The sequence below is a fragment of the Microbacterium sp. F01 genome (assembly GCF_056156365.1).
The window spans coordinates 4,524,879-4,541,634 of the sequence record NZ_CM149592.1; the positions used below are offsets into that span (position 1 = coordinate 4,524,879).

At 71.4% G+C, this 16,756-nt stretch carries 17 protein-coding genes; 8 read left to right on the plus strand and 9 right to left on the minus strand.

The genetic code is table 11. The features are described 5' to 3' along the window. The first annotated feature begins 59 nt into the window (after window positions 1-59). The 6 genes from ACVN90_RS20750 (at window position 60) to ACVN90_RS20775 (ending at window position 6,809) form a co-directional block, all read left to right on the plus strand. Window positions 60-1,592 (plus strand): chaplin family protein, encoded by a 1,533-nt coding sequence (locus ACVN90_RS20750; RefSeq protein WP_475100088.1) that lies wholly within the window; start codon window positions 60-62, stop codon window positions 1,590-1,592. Between the two features lie 310 nt (window positions 1,593-1,902). Further along, window positions 1,903-3,177: a GNAT family N-acetyltransferase gene (locus tag ACVN90_RS20755; RefSeq protein WP_475100089.1), complete on the plus strand. Its 1,275-nt coding sequence runs from the start codon at window positions 1,903-1,905 to the stop codon at window positions 3,175-3,177. Between the two features lie 75 nt (window positions 3,178-3,252). Beyond that, window positions 3,253-4,200, plus strand: coding sequence for an ABC transporter ATP-binding protein (locus ACVN90_RS20760; RefSeq protein WP_475100090.1), 948 nt, complete (start codon window positions 3,253-3,255; stop codon window positions 4,198-4,200). After that, a complete protein-coding gene (locus tag ACVN90_RS20765) occupies window positions 4,197-5,012 on the plus strand; it encodes an ABC transporter permease (protein WP_475100091.1) in 816 nt (271 codons plus the stop codon). Before ACVN90_RS20760 ends, ACVN90_RS20765 begins: the two co-directional genes overlap by 4 nt. A gap of 19 nt (window positions 5,013-5,031) precedes the next feature. Next, window positions 5,032-6,207, plus strand: a complete 1,176-nt coding sequence (locus tag ACVN90_RS20770) for a sensor histidine kinase (RefSeq protein ID WP_475100092.1) — start codon at window positions 5,032-5,034, stop codon at window positions 6,205-6,207. After that, window positions 6,204-6,809: a response regulator transcription factor gene (locus tag ACVN90_RS20775; RefSeq protein WP_475100093.1), complete on the plus strand. Its 606-nt coding sequence runs from the start codon at window positions 6,204-6,206 to the stop codon at window positions 6,807-6,809. The genes ACVN90_RS20770 and ACVN90_RS20775 overlap by 4 nt, the downstream gene beginning before the upstream one ends. A gap of 180 nt (window positions 6,810-6,989) precedes the next feature. On the opposite strand, the gene rplI is transcribed toward ACVN90_RS20775, so the two are convergent. From rplI to ACVN90_RS20805, 6 genes are all read right to left on the minus strand, one after another. Continuing rightward, window positions 6,990-7,442, minus strand: a complete 453-nt coding sequence (gene rplI, locus ACVN90_RS20780) for a 50S ribosomal protein L9 (protein ID WP_116195175.1) — start codon at window positions 7,440-7,442, stop codon at window positions 6,990-6,992. Window positions 7,443-7,453: 11 nt separating this feature from the next. Then, window positions 7,454-7,708, minus strand: a complete 255-nt coding sequence (gene rpsR, locus ACVN90_RS20785) for a 30S ribosomal protein S18 (protein ID WP_005054609.1) — start codon at window positions 7,706-7,708, stop codon at window positions 7,454-7,456. 75 nt (window positions 7,709-7,783) lie between these two features. After that, complete coding sequence (locus ACVN90_RS20790; RefSeq protein WP_116195174.1) at window positions 7,784-8,314, minus strand: single-stranded DNA-binding protein; 531 nt, start codon at window positions 8,312-8,314, stop codon at window positions 7,784-7,786. Between the two features lie 5 nt (window positions 8,315-8,319). Continuing rightward, on the minus strand, window positions 8,320-8,688 hold the full coding sequence (gene rpsF, locus ACVN90_RS20795; protein WP_018173635.1) for a 30S ribosomal protein S6: 369 nt from the start codon (window positions 8,686-8,688) through the stop codon (window positions 8,320-8,322). A gap of 110 nt (window positions 8,689-8,798) precedes the next feature. Further along, window positions 8,799-9,953: a CaiB/BaiF CoA transferase family protein gene (locus tag ACVN90_RS20800; protein ID WP_475100094.1), complete on the minus strand. Its 1,155-nt coding sequence runs from the start codon at window positions 9,951-9,953 to the stop codon at window positions 8,799-8,801. After that, window positions 9,950-11,149 carry an acyl-CoA dehydrogenase family protein gene (locus ACVN90_RS20805; protein WP_475100095.1) on the minus strand — a complete coding sequence of 400 codons (1,200 nt, stop codon included), beginning with the start codon at window positions 11,147-11,149 and terminating at the stop codon, window positions 9,950-9,952. The genes ACVN90_RS20800 and ACVN90_RS20805 overlap by 4 nt, the downstream gene beginning before the upstream one ends. A 97-nt stretch (window positions 11,150-11,246) precedes the next feature. On the opposite strand from ACVN90_RS20805, the gene ACVN90_RS20810 reads away from it, so the two are divergent. Together ACVN90_RS20810 and ACVN90_RS20815 are read left to right on the plus strand one after the other, a co-directional pair. Continuing rightward, window positions 11,247-12,449: a hypothetical protein gene (locus tag ACVN90_RS20810; RefSeq protein ID WP_475100096.1), complete on the plus strand. Its 1,203-nt coding sequence runs from the start codon at window positions 11,247-11,249 to the stop codon at window positions 12,447-12,449. 247 nt (window positions 12,450-12,696) lie between these two features. Further along, complete coding sequence (locus ACVN90_RS20815; RefSeq protein WP_475100097.1) at window positions 12,697-13,185, plus strand: FBP domain-containing protein; 489 nt, start codon at window positions 12,697-12,699, stop codon at window positions 13,183-13,185. A gap of 92 nt (window positions 13,186-13,277) precedes the next feature. On the opposite strand, the gene ACVN90_RS20820 is transcribed toward ACVN90_RS20815, so the two are convergent. The 3 genes from ACVN90_RS20820 to ACVN90_RS20830 form a co-directional block, all read right to left on the minus strand. Further along, on the minus strand, window positions 13,278-13,685 hold the full coding sequence (locus tag ACVN90_RS20820; RefSeq protein WP_475100098.1) for a DUF779 domain-containing protein: 408 nt from the start codon (window positions 13,683-13,685) through the stop codon (window positions 13,278-13,280). Window positions 13,686-13,765: 80 nt separating this feature from the next. Continuing rightward, window positions 13,766-15,316 (minus strand): acetaldehyde dehydrogenase ExaC, encoded by a 1,551-nt coding sequence (gene exaC, locus ACVN90_RS20825; RefSeq protein WP_475100099.1) that lies wholly within the window; start codon window positions 15,314-15,316, stop codon window positions 13,766-13,768. Between the two features lie 88 nt (window positions 15,317-15,404). Continuing rightward, window positions 15,405-16,745, minus strand: a complete 1,341-nt coding sequence (locus ACVN90_RS20830) for a GAF domain-containing protein (protein ID WP_475100100.1) — start codon at window positions 16,743-16,745, stop codon at window positions 15,405-15,407. Window positions 16,746-16,756 lie beyond the last annotated feature (11 nt).

Genomic DNA, 16,756 nt, shown 5'->3' on the forward strand with positions numbered 1-16,756 from the left:
CTGAACAGCGCGACTCCTTCCCGCGCTGAGAACCGATCAATCCACAAAAGGGGAACATCATGCGCACTTTCTACAAGCGCGCCCTCTGGGGCACGCTCCTGGCCGGCGGCATCACGCTGCTCGGCGCGACGGTCGCCAACGCGGCCGAGACCACCGGTGACGACGGACTGCTCTCGGGCAGCCAGGCCGTCATCGACATCACCGTCCCGGTCACGGTGAGCGGCACGTCGCTCTCCGTCCTCGGCGACTCCTCGTCGAGCGGCGCGACGACCGCTGCTCCCGCTCCGGCATCGGCTCCGGCCGCCGCGTCCACCAGTGGTGCCGACGGCGTCGGCTCGGGCTCGCAGGCGCTCGTGTCGGTGGACGTCCCGATCACGGTCAGCGGCAACTCGGTCGCTGTCGTCGGCGACAGTTCATCGATGGATGCCTCCACCGCCGCTCCCGCTCCCGCCCCGGCCCCGGCTGCCGAGACGTCGGGCGAGGACGGCGTGCTCTCGGGCACGCAAGGGGTCGTCTCGGTCGCCGCGCCGGTGACCCTGTCGGGCAACGCGATCTCGGTGGTCGGCGACAGCTCGAGCGAAGGCGCGACCACAGCGCCCTCTTCGGGTTCCGCCGCCGGGGCCGACGCCTGGACCGACGGCGGGGACTCGGTCCTCGGCGGCACCCAGGTGCTCGCACCCGTCACCGCGCCGGTCACCGTCGCGGGCAACGCGATCTCCGTGATCGGCGACAGTGAGTCGGCGGATGCTGCCACCACGGCTCCGGCGGCGGGCTCCGCTAGCGGCGGGGCCACGGGCACGACGGGCGGCGAGGACTCGGTCCTCGGCGGCACCCAGGTGCTCGCACCCGTCACCGCCCCGATCACCGCGGTCGGCAACGCCGTCTCCGTCCTCGGCGACAGCTCGAGCGAAGACGCCGCCACGGCACCCTCGGCGGGCTCGACCGGCGGTGACGTCTGGACCGACGGCGGGGACTCGCTCCTCGGCGGCACCCAGGTGCTCGCACCGATCGCCGCGCCCGTCACGGTCGTCGGCAACGCGATCTCGGGTGTCGGTGACAGCGAGTCGACCGGCGCCGTCGCGGCACCCGGCGCCGGCACGGGCGGCACCACCGCAACCACCAGCGGTTCGGACTCGATCCTCGGCGGCACGCAGATCCTCGCGCCGATCTCGCTGCCCGTCACGATCGGCGGCAACGCGGTCTCGGTGATCGGCGACAGCACCACGGTCGACGCCGTGGTGCCGACGGACCCCACGGACCCGACCGATCCGACGGACCCCACGGACCCGACCGATCCGACGGACCCGACCGATCCCACCGACCCGACGGACCCGACCGATCCGACGGACCCGACCGATCCGACGGACCCGACGAACCCCACCACTCCGGGGAACAACGGGACGCCCGGTGACGACGGCACGGACGGCACGACCGCCGCGGCGGCCACCGTCACCGGCTCGGCGGCTGCGGCCGGCACCGCCACTCAGCTCGCCGCGACGGGAGGGACGGGTGTGATGCCGTTCCTGCTGCTCGGGCTCTCGCTGTTCGCAGCGGGCGCCATCGCACGCGCGTCGCGGCGGCGCTCCGCGTGAGTCGACCGGGCGAGTCGACGTTCCCCAGGCGTCCTTCACCCCGACCCGCGTGAGCACGCGGGAGGGCCGAACCCCAGCGGCCCTCCCGCCCTGAACGCCCCCGATCGCGAGCGCCGGCTCTGCCTGGCGTCGGGTCTCGCGATCGGGGGCCCCACAAGCCATCTCCGCCGTGCGGTTTCCCGGCAGTGCCTGGATCGGGGCACCGCACCCGGAGATGCCACGAGCGGATGCCGCGACCGGGGGGCTCGCGGCATCCGACTCGTCACGCCGGCGCGTTGCGCGTCCGTGCCCTCCTCGCCAGAGTGGAGGGATGCCGCTTCCCGAGCCCTACCGCCTCACCGCCGTCGACGCCGACCGGCTTGAAGACGTCCTGCGCCTGGACACATGGGCGTTCCCCACCGAACGCTCGGTCGAGGCGCTGCGCGAACTGCCGAGCCCGCTCAGCTGGGATCGCACGTATGGTGTCGCCCGCGTAGATGACGACGAGGTGCTCGCCGGCTTCCACGGCGCGTATCCGCTGCGCGCCTACCCGGTCCCCGGCGCTGAGGTCGCGTGCGGCTGGCTCACCTGGGTCGGCGTGCACCCCGGGCACCGGCGCCGCGGCATCCTCCGCGGCATGGTCGAGCACCATTTCGCCGACTGCCTCGCGAACGGCGAGGCGATCTCGGGCCTGATGGCCGCCGAGACCCCGATCTACGGCCGCTTCGGGTACGGCATGGCCGCGACGCAGCTGAACCTCACGATTCCGCGCGGCGCTGCCCTGCGCCCGGTGACTGGGGCGTCCGAGCTCGAGGTCGAGTTGGAGGAATGGGATGCTGAGGCCCACGGCGACCTCCTGGCCTCGATCCATCGCGGCTACGCGCGGCAGCCCGCCGGGCTCGGCCGCCCGGGGTGGGCGACGCGCGAGACGCCCGAGCAGCGCACCGCGCGCGAGGCCGACCCGCCCTCGTACCGCGGCGGAAAGGAGTCGCTGCGGCTCCTGCTCGTGCGCGACGCGGCCGACAACACGCTCGCGTACGCGACGTTCCGTCGTGCGACGTCGTGGGAGCGCGCCGGCGCCGAAGGCACCGTGCACGTACGGGAAGCGGTCGCACTCACCGCGGCCGCGGCGCACCGCATGTGGTCGGTGCTGCTCGATCTCGACCTCACCAGCCGCGTCAAGATCTCGAATCTGCCCGTCGACGACCCGATCGTGTCGCTGCTCGTCGACATCCGGCCGGCAGTCCCCGACTACCAGGACAACTCATGGATCCGCATCCTCGACCTGTCCACCGCGCTCGCGGAACGCCGGTTCGCCGGCGACGTCGACGTCGTGCTCGAGGTGACCGACGCGATGCTGCCCGCGAACGCCGGCCGCTGGCGCGTGCGGGCCCGGGCGTGGGAGCACGCGGAGGTGGCAGCATCCGATTCCGAACCCGACCTCGTTCTCGACATCCGCGAGCTCGGCGCCGCGCACCTCGGGTCGATCTCGCTCGCGGCGCTCGCGCAGGCGGGGCTCATCGAGGTCCGCGCGCCCGACGCTCTGCGCGCGGCCTCGGTCGCGTGGTCCTGGCCGGTCGCGGCCGGCGCGAACTGGATCTTCTGACCCGTGACGTTTGTCACGGGCACATCGTGACGCCTGTGTGAGGGTCGCGTACCCCGCCGGCGCGACGCTGAGGGCATGGAAACCACACAACCCCTCGCCCGGCCGGCGCCGGCGGCGGTCGCCGCATCCGCCGTTCCTCTCGCCATCGTCGCGACCGACCTGCGCAAGTCATTCGGCAAGGTGCACGCGGTCGACGGGGTGACGCTCCGCGTGAACCCCGGCGAGATCGTCGCGTTCCTCGGGCCGAACGGCGCGGGCAAGACCACGACGATCGACCTGCTGCTCGGCCTGTCGGAGCCCGACTCCGGAGCGGTGCGCGTGTTCGGCGAGTCGCCGCGAGCGGCCATCGCGCACGGCCTCGTGTCGGCGGTGCTGCAGACGGGCGGACTGCTCAAGGACCTCTCGGTCCGCGAGACGCTCGATCTGACGGCCAGCCTGTTCGCCGACACCCGACCCGTCGACGAAGTGCTGCAGCGCGCCGGCATCGCCGAGATCGCAGCCCGTCGGGTCGGCCTCTGCTCGGGCGGGCAGCAGCAGCGCCTGCGCTTCGCGATGGCGCTGCTCTCAGACCCGGGCGTGCTGATCCTCGACGAGCCGACCACCGGCATGGATGTCGAAGGCCGGCGCTCGTTCTGGCACGCCATCCGGGCCGACGCCGCGCGCGGTCGCACCGTGCTGTTCGCGACGCACCACCTCGACGAGGCCGACGAGTACGCCGACCGGATCGTGCTGATGAGCCGGGGGCGCATCGTCGCCGACGGGCCGACCGCCGCCATCAAGAACATGGTGTCGGGCCGCACCGTGACCGCGACGGTCACCCATGCGGATCCGGCCGCGCTGGCGGCGCTTCCCGGCGTCGACAGCGTCGAGGCGCTGGGCGACCGGCTCAGCATCTTCACGCGGGACTCGGATGCCGTCACCCGGCACCTGCTGACCCGCACCGATGCGCGCGACATCGAGATCGCCGCACAGACACTCGAGAGCGTCTTCCTCGCCCTCACCTCCGAAGGAACGGCATCATGACCACTGCCACGCAGACCGACCGGGTATCGCTCGAGCGACGGATCCCCCCGCTCGGCGGCTTCACGCTCACCTACCTGGGCATCGAGCTCAAGCGCAAGCTCCGGGGCCGCCGCGTCCTGCTCTTCATCGTCGCGTTCCCCATCGTGATGTTCGTCATCATCGGGCTGCCGCTGCGCGACCAGCCGCTCACGGCCACGCCGCTCTCGCAGGGCGGGCCGTCGGTGGCCGCCTACATCATGGTGTCGATGGCGATGTACGGCGCCATGATGTCGGCCACGCAGACCGGTGCGGCCATCGCGATCGAGAGGGCGCAGGGATGGAGCCGCCAGCTGCGACTCACCCCGCTGAATCCGCTGGTGAACGTGATCGTCAAGACGATCGCCGGCATGCTGCTGGGCCTCCTCGCCGTCGTCGGAACCTACCTGGCTGGGTCGCTCAGCGGCATCCAGCTCTCGGCCGCGCAGTGGATCGCGACCGGACTGGCCGCCTGGCTGCTCGCGAGCGCCGTCTTCACGACGCTCGGCCTCATGATGGGCTACCTCGTGCCGGGCGAGGGCGCGGCGCAGATCACGAGCCTCGCGATCGTGCTGCTGTCGTTCCTCGGCGGGCTGTTCACCCCGCTCCGCGCGATGCCCGATTTCGTCCAGGTGATCGCGCAGTTCACGCCGGTGTACGGCATCAGTCAGATCGCGCGGGCGCCGCTCACCGGTGCGGGAGTCGACCTGCTCTGGTTCGTGAACGCCGTCGCCTGGTTCGGGATCTTCATCGCGGGTGCGGCGTGGGCCTTCCGCCGCGACACCAAGCGCGTCTGAGGGCCCTAGGGTGAGTGCCATGCACGCGACGCGGCGTGACGACGGCTTCGATGCCGGTCCTCAGGGAGGGCCGGCACGGCGTCTCGACGCGACGATCCGCGCGAGCGGCACTCTGCCACGCGCTCTGTGGTCACGACAGGCCGCCGGCTGGTACATCGGTGCCGGTGTCGCCCTGCTGTGGCTCGCCGACATCGTGCGGGGGGTTCTCACGCAGTCACCCTCCGCCGCGACGGCGACGATCGGGGTGGTCGTGGTCGTCGTGTTCGCGGTCGCGTTCCTCGTGTCGGCGCCCGTCGCCTGGACGCTGCGCACCCGCGGCCGGCTCGCGGTGTGTATCGGCCTGTTCGCCCTGTCGTTCACCCTGTTCCCCTGGCTCGGCTGGGGAATCGCCGCCACCTGGACCTATGTCGGCGTCACGTTCGGCATGTGCGTCTTCCCCTGGCGCTGGACGTGGCCGACGATTCTCGGCCTCGGAGCGCTCGCTCTCGTGACCGGCGGCCTGAGCGAGGGCTGGGACGCGAACGTGCTCTGGGTTCCCGCGATCATCGTCTCGATCTCGATCATGCTGGCATCCTTCGCCCGCACCACGGCCGCGATGAGTCAGCTGCGCCACGCGCAGAAGCAGCTCGAGGCCCTGGCCGTGGAGCGTGAGCGCGGGCGGGTGGCACGCGACATCCATGACATCCTCGGCCACTCGCTCACCGTCGTGACCGTGAAGGCCGAGCTGGCGGGCCGGCTCGTCGACGTCGACCCGCAGCGCGCCAAGGCCGAGATCGCCGAGGTGGAGTCGCTCGCCCGAGGCGCCCTCGCCGACGTGCGGGCGACCGTCGCCGGGGTGCGGTCCGTCAACGTGAGCGGCGAGCTCGCCGCAGCCCGGGCGGCACTGGAGGCCGCGGGCATCGCTGCCCAGCTGCCTTCGTCGACGGATGCTGTGCCCCCGGTTCGCCGCGAACTCGCGGGGTGGGTCGTGCGCGAGGGCGTCACGAACGTCGTGCGGCACTCCGGCGCGTCGGTCTGCCGCGTGACGCTGGGGACCCACGAGGTGGAGATCGCCGACGACGGCGCCGGGCCGTCGGACACCGCGGCCGGCTCGTCGGGGCTGAGCGGCCTGCGCGAGCGTGTCGAGGCCGCCGGCGGACGCCTGGCTGTCGGGCGCAGCGACCTCGGCGGCTTCAGCTTGCGGGTGACGCTGTGATCCGGCTCCTGATCGCCGACGACCAGGCCCTCGTGCGCGGCGCCCTGTCGGCCCTGCTCGGGCTCGAGTCCGACATCGAGGTCGTCGCCGAGGTCGGCCGCGGCGATGAGGTCGTCGACGCGGCGCTCGGATCGCGCCCCGACGTCGCGATCCTCGACATCGAGATGCCCGGGCTCGACGGCATCGCGGCGGGTGCGGCTCTGCGTGCGGCGCTCCCGGCGTGCCGCGTGCTCATCGTGACGACGTTCGGCCGGCCCGGCTACCTCACGCGCGCCATGCGGGCCGGCGCATCGGGCTTCGTGGTGAAGGACACCCCCGCCGCCCAGCTCGCCGACGCCGTGCGCCGCGTCGCCCAGGGGCTGCGCGTCGTCGATCCCGTCCTCGCGGCGGATTCGCTCGCCCAGGGCGAGTCACCGCTCACCGAGCGGGAGACCGACGTGCTGTCGGCGGCGCAGACCGGCGGCTCGATCGCCGACATCGCCCGCCTCCTGCACCTGTCCGAAGGGACGGTCCGGAACCACCTCTCCGCCGCGATCGGCAAGACCGGAGCCCGCAACCGCGCCGACGCCGCACGCCTCGCGCAGGAGAACGGCTGGCTCTGACCCGTCCGCCGTGTTCCGTTCTCAGGACGGCTCGGCCGTATGCGGCGGCCGATGCCCGTGATTCCGGCTCGGACCCGCCCCTCCGCGACGCCGATCCTGAGAACGGTACGGGCTCTGACGCGGAAACGACGGATGCCGCAGACCCGAAGGTCTGCGGCATCCGTTCGTGCGCGCCAGGTGTTACTTGGCGGCGACCACCTGCAGGGTGATCACGGCGGTGAGGTCGTCACGCAGACGAACTGTCGCCTCGTGCTCGCCCACCGACTTGATCGGGGAGGTGATGTGGATCTTGCGCTTGTCGAGCTCGCCGAGACCGGCGGCCTTGACGGCCTCGGCCACGTCGGTCGTCTTGACCGCGCCGAACAGGCGACCCTCGGCACCGGCCTTGACGGCCAGGCGGACCTTGTTGGTCTCGAGGTTGTTCTTCAGGGCCACGGCCTCTTCGTGGTCGTGGATCGCGCGCGCCTCGCGGGCGGCGCGGATCGATGCCACCTGCTTCTCGCCACCGCGGGTCCACGCGACCGCGAAGCCCTGGGGGATGAGGTAGTTGCGGGCGTACCCGTTCTTGACCTCGACCACGTCACCGGCGCTTCCGAGCCCGGCGACCTCGTTCGTGAGAATGAGCTTTGCCATGTGGGTACTCCTTAGCGGCCAGCGCCGGCGTAAGGCAGGAGCGCCATTTCGCGCGCGTTCTTGATCGCCTTGGCGATCAGACGCTGCTCCTGCACCGAGACACCGGTGATACGACGGGCGCGGATCTTCCCGCGCTCCGAGATGAACTTGCGGAGGGTGGCGACGTCCTTGTAGTCGATGACGCCGACACGGATCGCCTTCGCGGGGGCCGCGTTCTTCGCGCCCTTCCGCGGCTTCCGGCGGTCGCCGGTTGCCTTTCCAGCCATGGTGTTTCCTTTACGTTTTGCTGATCGGATGCCTCGTCACGGGGCATCCGGAATCTGTTGCTGAGATCTGACCGATCAGAACGGGGTGTCGTCGCCGTAGGCGCCCGGGGCAGCCCACGCGTCGCCGCCGCCGGCGCCGCCGGCGTTCTGCGAACCGGGGGTCGACCACGGCTCGTCGGCGACCTGCGGACGCGACTGACCGCCGCCACCGCCGAAGCTGCCGCCGCCACCGCCGGAGCCGCCCGCGGCGCGGGTGACCTGAGCGGTCGCGTAGCGCAGCGACGGGCCGATCTCGTCGACCTCGAGCTCGATCGCGGTGCGGTTGTTGCCTTCGCGGTCCTGGTAGCTGCGCTGCTTGAGGCGGCCGGTCGCGATGACCCGCATGCCCTTCGTCAGCGAGCCGGCCACGTGCTCGGCGAACTCGCGCCACACGCTCGCGCGGAGGAACAGCGCTTCGCCGTCCTTCCACTCGTTCGCCTGACGGTCGAAGTTGCGAGGCGTCGACGCGATCGTGAAGTTCGCGACGGGGAGACCGTTCTGCGTGTACCGCAGTTCGGGATCAGCCGTGAGGTTGCCCACGACGGTGATGATCGTCTCGCCGGCCATCGTCCTTACGCCTTCGCAGCCTTGGCGGTCTTGCGGGCGGCGCGCTCGTCGGCACGCTGCTTCTCCGAGGCGATCATGGCGATCGCTTCCTCGGCGCGGAGGACCTTGGTACGCATGATCTGCTCGCTCAGGTTCAGCTGGCGGTCGAGCTCCTGCGTGGTCTCAGCCGTGGCGGTGAAGTTGACGACGGCGTAGATGCCCTCGTTCTTCTTCTGGATCTCGTAGGCAAGGCGGCGCTTGCCCCAGATGTCGATGTTCTCGATGGTGCCGCCGTCGGTCGTGATGACCTTCAGGAACTTGTCGAGGTTGGCGCCGACCTGGCGCTCGTCGATCTCGGGGTTCAGGATGACCATGAGCTCGTACTGGTGCGTCACTAACCCACCTCCTTCGGACTAGAACGGCTGTCGGGCATTTCCCGGCAGCAGGAGGGTGTGTTGCACGTCATCCGCCGGCGCGCAGGCGCGCACTCACACGGACAACCCTCCTATGGTACCGGATCGCCGAGCAGACGCCGAACCCAGGCCCGATCGGCGTCGGGTGCCGGCGGCGCGAGCGGGTAGGCGGGCGGCGTGGCGGAGAGGGAGATCGGATGCCGCACCCCCGGCACCTGCGCGTCGCCGGCGTGGGCGACGGGGTCGAGGCCGAGCGCACGGGCGCGGTCGAACGCGGCGTCCATCGTGAGGATCGGGGCGCAGGGGACGCCGGCCGCCGTGAGCAGCGCCTCCCATTCCGTCGCCGGACGGGCCGCGAGCGCCCGGACGAGCACGGGGCGCAGGGCTTCGCGACCCGTGCTGCGATCGGCGTTGCGGAGGAAGCGGGGGTCGGTGGCAGCATCCGGGATCTGAAGCACCCGGCACAGACGCTGGAACTGGCCGTCGTTGCCGACCGCGAGCACGAGTTCGCCGTCGGCCGTCGCGAACGGACCATAGGGGTACACGCTCGGGTGGTCGTTGCCGAGCCGCTCGGGGACGACGCCGGCGATCGCGTACGCCCCCGACTGGTTCACGAGCGCCGACAGCGCCGACGACAGCAGGTTGACCTCGACGTGCTGGCCCTCGCCGGTGGTGTCGCGGTGACGGAGTGCGGCGAGCGCGCCGAGACCCGCGTGGAGGCCGGTCACGACGTCGACGATCGCGACCCCGGCCTTCGTGGGCTCGCCGCCAGGCGCGCCGGTCACGCTCATCAGCCCCGACAGCGCCTGGGCGAGCACGTCGTAGCCGGGGAGCGCCGAGTCGGCGCCGAAGCCGGTGATCGAGACGTACACGGCTCGGGGATTGACGGCGTGCACGCTGTCGAAGTCGAGGCCGAACCGGTCGAGCCCGCCGGGCTTGAAGTTCGCGATCACGACGTCGGCGCGGTGGGCGAGTGCGCGGGCGAGGGCGAGGTCATCGGGAACGTCGAAGTCGAGGGTGATCGCCCGCTTGCCGCGGTTGATCGCCAGGTAGTAGGTCGCGTCACCGTCGTGCGACGGCGGCATCCAGTGCCGCGTCTCGTCGCCCGCGGGGCCTTCGACCTTGACGACGGTCGCACCGAGGTCGGCCAGCAGCATCGTGCAGTACGGCCCCGCCAGCACGCGCGAGAAGTCCGCGACGACGACGCCCGCGAGCGGGCCGGTCGAGCGTTCCTCGGAATCCGTCATCGGAACGCGCCGAGTCCGGTGAGGTGCTGCCCGAGGATGAGGGTGTGCACCTCGTCGGTGCCCTCATAGGTGCGCACCGACTCGAGGTTGGCCGCGTGGCGGATCGGCGAGTTCTCCAGCAGCACGCCGTCGCCGCCCAGGATCGTGCGGGCCTCGCGCGCGATCTCGATCGCCTCGCGCACGTTGTTGAGCTTGCCGAGGGAGATCTGGGTGGGCGTCAGAGTGCCGGCATCCTTCGCGCGTCCGATCTGGAGCGCCAGCAGGGCGCCTTTCTGCAACTCGACGACCATGTCGACGAGCTTGCGCTGCGTGAGCTGGAATCCGGCGATCGGCTGCCCGAACTGCTCTCGCCGGAGGGCATGGCGCACGGCCGCCTCATAACTGTCGCGACCGGCGCCGATCGCGCCCCACACGATGCCGTACCGCGCATCGTTGAGGGCGGAGAACGGTCCGCGCAATCCTCGCGCTCCGGGAAGGAGGGCGGATGCCGGCACCCTCACCGCGTCGAGGTGCAGCGCCGTCTGGACCGACGCCCGCATCGAGCCCTTCGGCTCGAGCACCGTGATCCCGAACCCGGGGGCGTCGGTCGGGACGATGAAGCCGCGGACGCCGTCGTCGGTCTGCGCCCAGACCACGGCGAGCTGCGCGATCGAGGCGAGGCCGATCCAGCGCTTCGCTCCCGTGATCACCCAGTCGCCGGCGTCGCGCCGGGCGAACGTCGTCATGCTCGACGGGTCGGACCCGGCACCCGGCTCGGTGAGCCCGAACGCGCCGATCACCTCTCCCGCCGCCATTCGCGGCAGCCACTCCTGCTTCTGCGCCTCGCTGCCCCAACGATGGATCGAGCCCATCGCGAGCGATCCCTGCACCGAGACGAAGGTGCGGATGCCCGAGTCGCCGGCCTCGAGTTCGAGCGCAGCCAGGCCGTACTCGACGGCGCTGCGGCCGGGGCATCCGTACCCCTCCAGCTCCATGCCGAGCACGCCGAGGCGTCCGAGCGCCGGCGCGAGCTCGACGGGGAAGTGCGCACGGTCGAACCAGTCCGCGATGTGCGGGCGGAGTTCGGCGTCGACGAACGCGCGCACGCGGTCGCGGGTCGCGCGCTCGTCGGCGCTCAGCAGGCCGTCGATGCCGAGGATGTCGGAGGCCTCGCGCAGTGCGGCAAGATCGTCGGGGTCACGGCGGACATCGGGCACGGCGCCTCCTCGCGTCGGTGCGCGCTCACGCGCGTCTGCGTCGATTCTCCCCGATACCCCCCACGCCGCCGCGGACGGGCGCGGGTAGCGTGGTCGCGTGAGTCTTCCCGCAGCGCCGGCGTCGTACCCGTTCGACGCGCGCCCGCTGGTGGAGCCCGTCTCGCCGGGCGCCGCGCGCGCCTTCGTGCAGGAGCTGCGGCGCACGGGGCGCATCACGGGCTCGCCCGTGTTCGGGGTGCTCGTCGTCATCGTCATCGCGTTCGTGGTGATCGTGATGTTCGGCTCCGTCACGATCACGCTCGTCACGAGCCTCGTCGGCGCCGCGACCGCGCGGGCCGACGGCGGAGGGCTCGCCGTCCTGTTCGGCTTCCTGCCACTCGTTGTCATCGGCATCATCGCGGCGGTGGGCATCACCCTGTTCGTGCGGAGCGCGAGCAGCAGCAGCGAGCGCATGTACCGTCTCGACCGCTTCGCGCGCGCGAATGCGATGCAATACGAGCCCCGGCTCGACGCACCCGGGCTTCCGGGGATGATCTTCTCGATCGGCAGCAGTCGCCAGTCGATCGACCTCGTGCGCGGCGACCGCCCGCGCTTCGTGGAGTTCGCGAACTACCGGTACACGACCGGCTCGGGCAAGAACCGGCAGACCCACCAGTGGGGCTACGTCGCCGTGAAGCTCGACACGCCCCTGCCCCACATCGTGCTCGACGCGACGAGCAACAACGGGCTGTTCGGCTCGAACCTGCCGCTCACGTTCGACAAGGATCAGCGCCTGAGCCTCGAGGGCGACTTCGACGAGTACTTCTCGCTGTACTGCCCCGCCGACTACGAGCGCGACGCGCTGTACCTCTTCACTCCCGACATCATGGCGCGCTTCATCGACAACGCCGCCGCGCTCGACGTCGAGATCGTCGACGACTGGCTCTTCCTCTACGCCAAGCGCGACTTCTCCACCCTCGACCCGCAGACGTGGGCGTGGCTGTTCTCGGTCGTGGGGGCCCTCCTCGACAAGTTCGCGCAGTGGGCGCGGTGGCGCGACGAGCGGCTGGCCGCAGCCGCTGCCGCTTCGATGACGGATGCTGCGCCCCTCGGTTCCGCAGCGGCCGGCGTCGGCGCAGGGCAGGGAGGCGCAGCATCCGTGCCGTTCCATCCGCCGCTCGATGCGCTGCGCCCGCCGCCCGGCGTCGCCCCGGAGGGCCGACGCCTGCAGCGCGGCGTGCCGTGGGTCTCGGTCATCGTCGGCGGAGTGGTGGTGCTGTTCTGGATCTTCACCCAGATCGGGCCGGCGTTCCTCCGCTGAGCGCGAGGCCGGCGTGCAGGCCGACGAGCGTATGCTGTCGGGCGTGCATTCGACGTTCACGACGCCCCGCGGGCGTGAGGGGGTACTCGGCGCTCCACGCGCCGAGAGGAGGTAGCCGCGCGCGTCGCCGGGCCTGAGGCCCGCTGCGACGCGGCTCGGCTCTCCACGGACCGGTCGGTCCGCGGCATCCGGATCTTCGCCGACCCTTCGGCGACCCCTGTGAACTGTGCTCTATGAAAGAGGAATCATGCACGCCTTCTCCGAGAAGGACATCCGCGCGTCCTTCGTCAACGCTTCGCTGCGCGAGCGGAACGCCGTCATCGTTCCGGACCTCGCCCAGGTGGGCTGGGACGGTCTCGACTACTTCGGCTGGCGCGACCCGAAGCAGCCGCTCGCCGGCTTCATCGTGGTGCCGGTCGACGGCGAGGCCGTCGGCATCCTGCTGCGCCAGACCGAGCAGCGCACGCGCACCCGCGCGCAGTGCTCGTGGTGCGAGGACGTCACCCTGCCCAACGACGTCGTGCTCTTCGGTGCGAAGCGCGCCGGCAAGGCCGGCCGCAACGGCGACACCGTCGGCACCCTGCTGTGCGAGAGGTTCGAGTGCTCGGTGAACGCCCGGCGGCCGATGCCGCCGGCGTACCTCGGCTTCGATGTGATGGCCGCGCGTCAGCGGCGCATCGAGGCGCTGCGCGCCCACGCCGAGGGCTTCGCTCGCGACATCCGCGACAGCGCCTGAGCCGCGTCCACAACGGGTGATCTCGCCGAGATCACCCGTTGTTCGCGTGCGCAACGGGTGATCTCGGTGCGAGCGGGTGATGTGAACGCGGGTCAGCCGGGCGAAGCGCTCGGTGACAGGCCGAAGTGCACGAGCTCCTCCTCGTCGAGCATGCGGCTGCGGATGATGAACCGGTTGCCGGTCGGACCCTCCACGCTGAAGCCCGCCCCCCGGCCGGGCACCACGTCGATGGTGAGGTGGGTGTACTTCCAGTACTCAAACTGGGCCTCGGAGATGAAGACCTCCACCGGATCGTCGAGGCCCACGTCCAGGTCCCCGAGGCGCACGTCCGAGGGCCCGGTGAGGAACATCCCCACCGGGTAGCACATGGGTGCGCTGCCGTCGCAGCAGCCACCGGACTGGTGGAACATCAGCGTGCCGTGCTGCGTCGTGAGCTGCCGCAGGAGGGCGGCCGCAGCATCCGTCACCGCCACGCGTGAGTAGGTGCGGGTCTCGGCCATCGCGTTCTCCTCGGGGTGTGATGCGACCCGGGCGGAGGGTGTGGGGCTCCCTCCGCCCGGGTCCTGTGGGGAGGGCCGGATCAGAAGAAGCCCATGGCTCCGTCGGCGTACGACACCAGCAGGTTCTTCGTCTGCTGGTAGTGGTCGAGCATCTTGAGGTGGTTCTCGCGACCGATGCCGGACTGCTTGTAGCCGCCGAACGCGGCGTGCGCGGGGTACTGGTGGTACGTGTTCGTCCAGACGCGGCCGGCCTCGATCGCGCGACCGGCGCGGTACGCGGTGTCGCCGGAGCGGCTCCAGACGCCGGCGCCGAGGCCGTACAGCGTGTCGTTGGCGATCGAGATGGCGTCGTCGAAGTCGTCGAACGACGTGACCGAGACCACGGGTCCGAAGATCTCCTCCTGGAAGATGCGCATGTCGTTCGTGCCCTCGAACACCGTCGGCGTGACGTAGTAGCCGCCCGACAGCTCGCCGCCGAGGTCGGCGCGCTCACCGCCCGCCAGCAGCTTCGCGCCGCCGGCCTTGCCGATCTCGATGTACGACAGGATCTTCTCGAGCTGGTCGTTGGACGCCTGCGCCCCGATCATCGTCGCCGGGTCGAGCGGGTTGCCCTGCACGATCTTGCCGACGCGATCGAGGGCGTCGCCGAGGAAGCCGTCGTAGATCGACCGCTGGATGAGGGCCCGCGACGGGCACGTGCAGACCTCGCCCTGATTCAGGGCGAACAGCGTGAAGCCCTCGAGCGCCTTGTCGTAGTAGGCGTCGTCGGTGGAGCGTGCGACGTCTTCGAAGAAGACGTTGGCGCTCTTGCCCCCGAGCTCGAGTGTCACGGGGATGAGGTTCTGCGACGCGTACTGCATGATGAGGCGGCCGGTCGTGGTCTCGCCCGTGAACGCGACCTTGCGGATGCGCTTGTGCTGCGCGAGCGGCGCGCCCGCTTCGATGCCGAACCCGTTGACGATGTTGACGACGCCGGCCGGCAGCAGGTCGCCGATGATCTCGAAGAGGTACAGGATCGACGCGGGCGTCTGCTCCGCGGGCTTCAGCACCACGCAGTTGCCCGCGGCGAGCGCCGGCGCGAGCTTCCACGTGGCCATGAGGATCGGGAAGTTCCACGGGATGATCTGGCCGACGACGCCCAGCGGCTCGTGGAAGTGGTACGCCACGGTGTCCTCGTCGAGCTGGCTGAGCGAGCCCTCCTGGCCGCGCAGCACGCCGGCGAAGTAGCGGAAGTGGTCGACGGCGAGCGGGATGTCGGCGGCCAGCGTCTCGCGGACGGGCTTGCCGTTCTCCCACGTCTCGGCGACGGCGATCCGCTCGAGGTTCTGCTCGATGCGGTCGGCGATCTTGTTGAGGATCACGCTGCGCTCGGCGGGAGTCGTGCGCTTCCACGACTCGAAGGCCTTCCATGCGACCTCCACCGCCCGATCGACGTCTTCGACGGTGCCGCGGCCGACCTCGGTGAAGGGCTTGCCGGTGACGGGCGTGATGTTCTCGAAGTACTGGCCCTTTATCGGCTCGACGAACTCGCCGCCGATGTAGTGGCCGAAGCGGGGACGGTAGTCGGCGATCGATCCTCGCTGCCCGGGTGCGGCGTAGACGCTCGAGACGCCCTCTTCGACGATGGTCATTGCTGGTCTCCTTCGACGCTTCGCGACGGTCCTCGTCGCGTGCCATCGAAGGTAGGCGGGGCAACGTTGCACAACGTTGCGACCGGCTTCAGGCGTCGGCTTCGAGCCTCTCGATGCGGGTGACGAGGCCGGCGCGGCGGGGCGAGCGCGCCGGCAGCATCGAGAGGCACAGCCGGAGCAGCTCGACGTCGTCGGATGCGGCATCCGTCTCCGCATATGCCAGGAGCACGTCGACGGATGCCTCGGCCATGAGTGCTTCGCGCAGCGCCACGCGGACCGTGTCGCGGAACTCCTCGACCCCCGGCGCCACCGAGTCGGGCAGCACGTCGCCGCGGTAGGCCGCGAGCGCGACGCGGTGCGCGCCGCGATCCAGCAGCGACAGCACCTGGTGCGCGTCGGTCTCGACCTCGACGCCGAGGCGGTACGGCCGCGACTCGGGCACGAGCGCCGGGGCGGCCGTCGTCAGCGCCTTGCGCAGGCGCACCATCTCGGCGCGGAGGGTGACGGATGCCGCGTCCCCGGCCGCCTCGCCGTACACGAGGTCGCCGAGCCGCTCGGCCGACAGGCCCTGGCGGTGCACGGCGAGCATGAGCAGCAGCTCGGCATGGCGCGGGCCGAGCTCGGACACCGACTCGAACCCCTCGCCGGTGACCTCGAGCTGCGCCCGGTCGCGGCCGAGAACCCGCAACGTCGCGCGCGTGGGCTCCACGCGCCGGGCGGGCGCGCGACGGGCGGGTCGCGGCGGCTCGGCGCGGGCACGGAGCCGCGTCACCAGGAGCTCGCCTTCGATCGCCCGGGCCGTGGCCTCCACCAGCAGCTGCGCCTGAGGGGTGACGGCTTCGAGGCCGCCGGTCACGTCGATCACGCCGAGGATGCGCCGCGTCTCGGGGTCGTGCACCGGAGCGGCGCTGCACGACCACGGCTGCACGAGCCGGTTGAAGTGCTCGGCGCCGGTGATCTGCACCGACCGGTCGAGGGCGATCGCGGTGCCCGGGGCGGCGGTGCCGACGGCGTCCTCGGACCAGTTCGCGCCCTCGACGAACCCCATGTCTCCGGTCAGCCGGCGCACGTTCCGGTCGCCCTCGACCCACAGCAGGCGTCCGGCGGCGTCACCCACCGCGACGACGACGCCGGATTCGGATGCCTCGCCCGGAAGCAGGAGGCCGCGCACCATGTCGATCACCGCGGCGAGCGGGTGGGCGCGACGGTACGCCTCGAGCTCCTCGGCCGTGAGGTCGAGGGGCGGAAGCGCCTCGGCTCCGACGAAGCTGTCGAGGGAGCGGCGCCACGAGTCCCGCACGAGCAGCCGGACGTCGCGCAGCCGCTCGTCGGCGGTGTTGCCGGCGACGAGCTCCTCGTGGGCGCGCTCGATCAGCAGGCGGGAGGTCTCGGGCGACACCTCGCGGCGCTGCGACCAGGATGATGACACGGCGGCTCCGA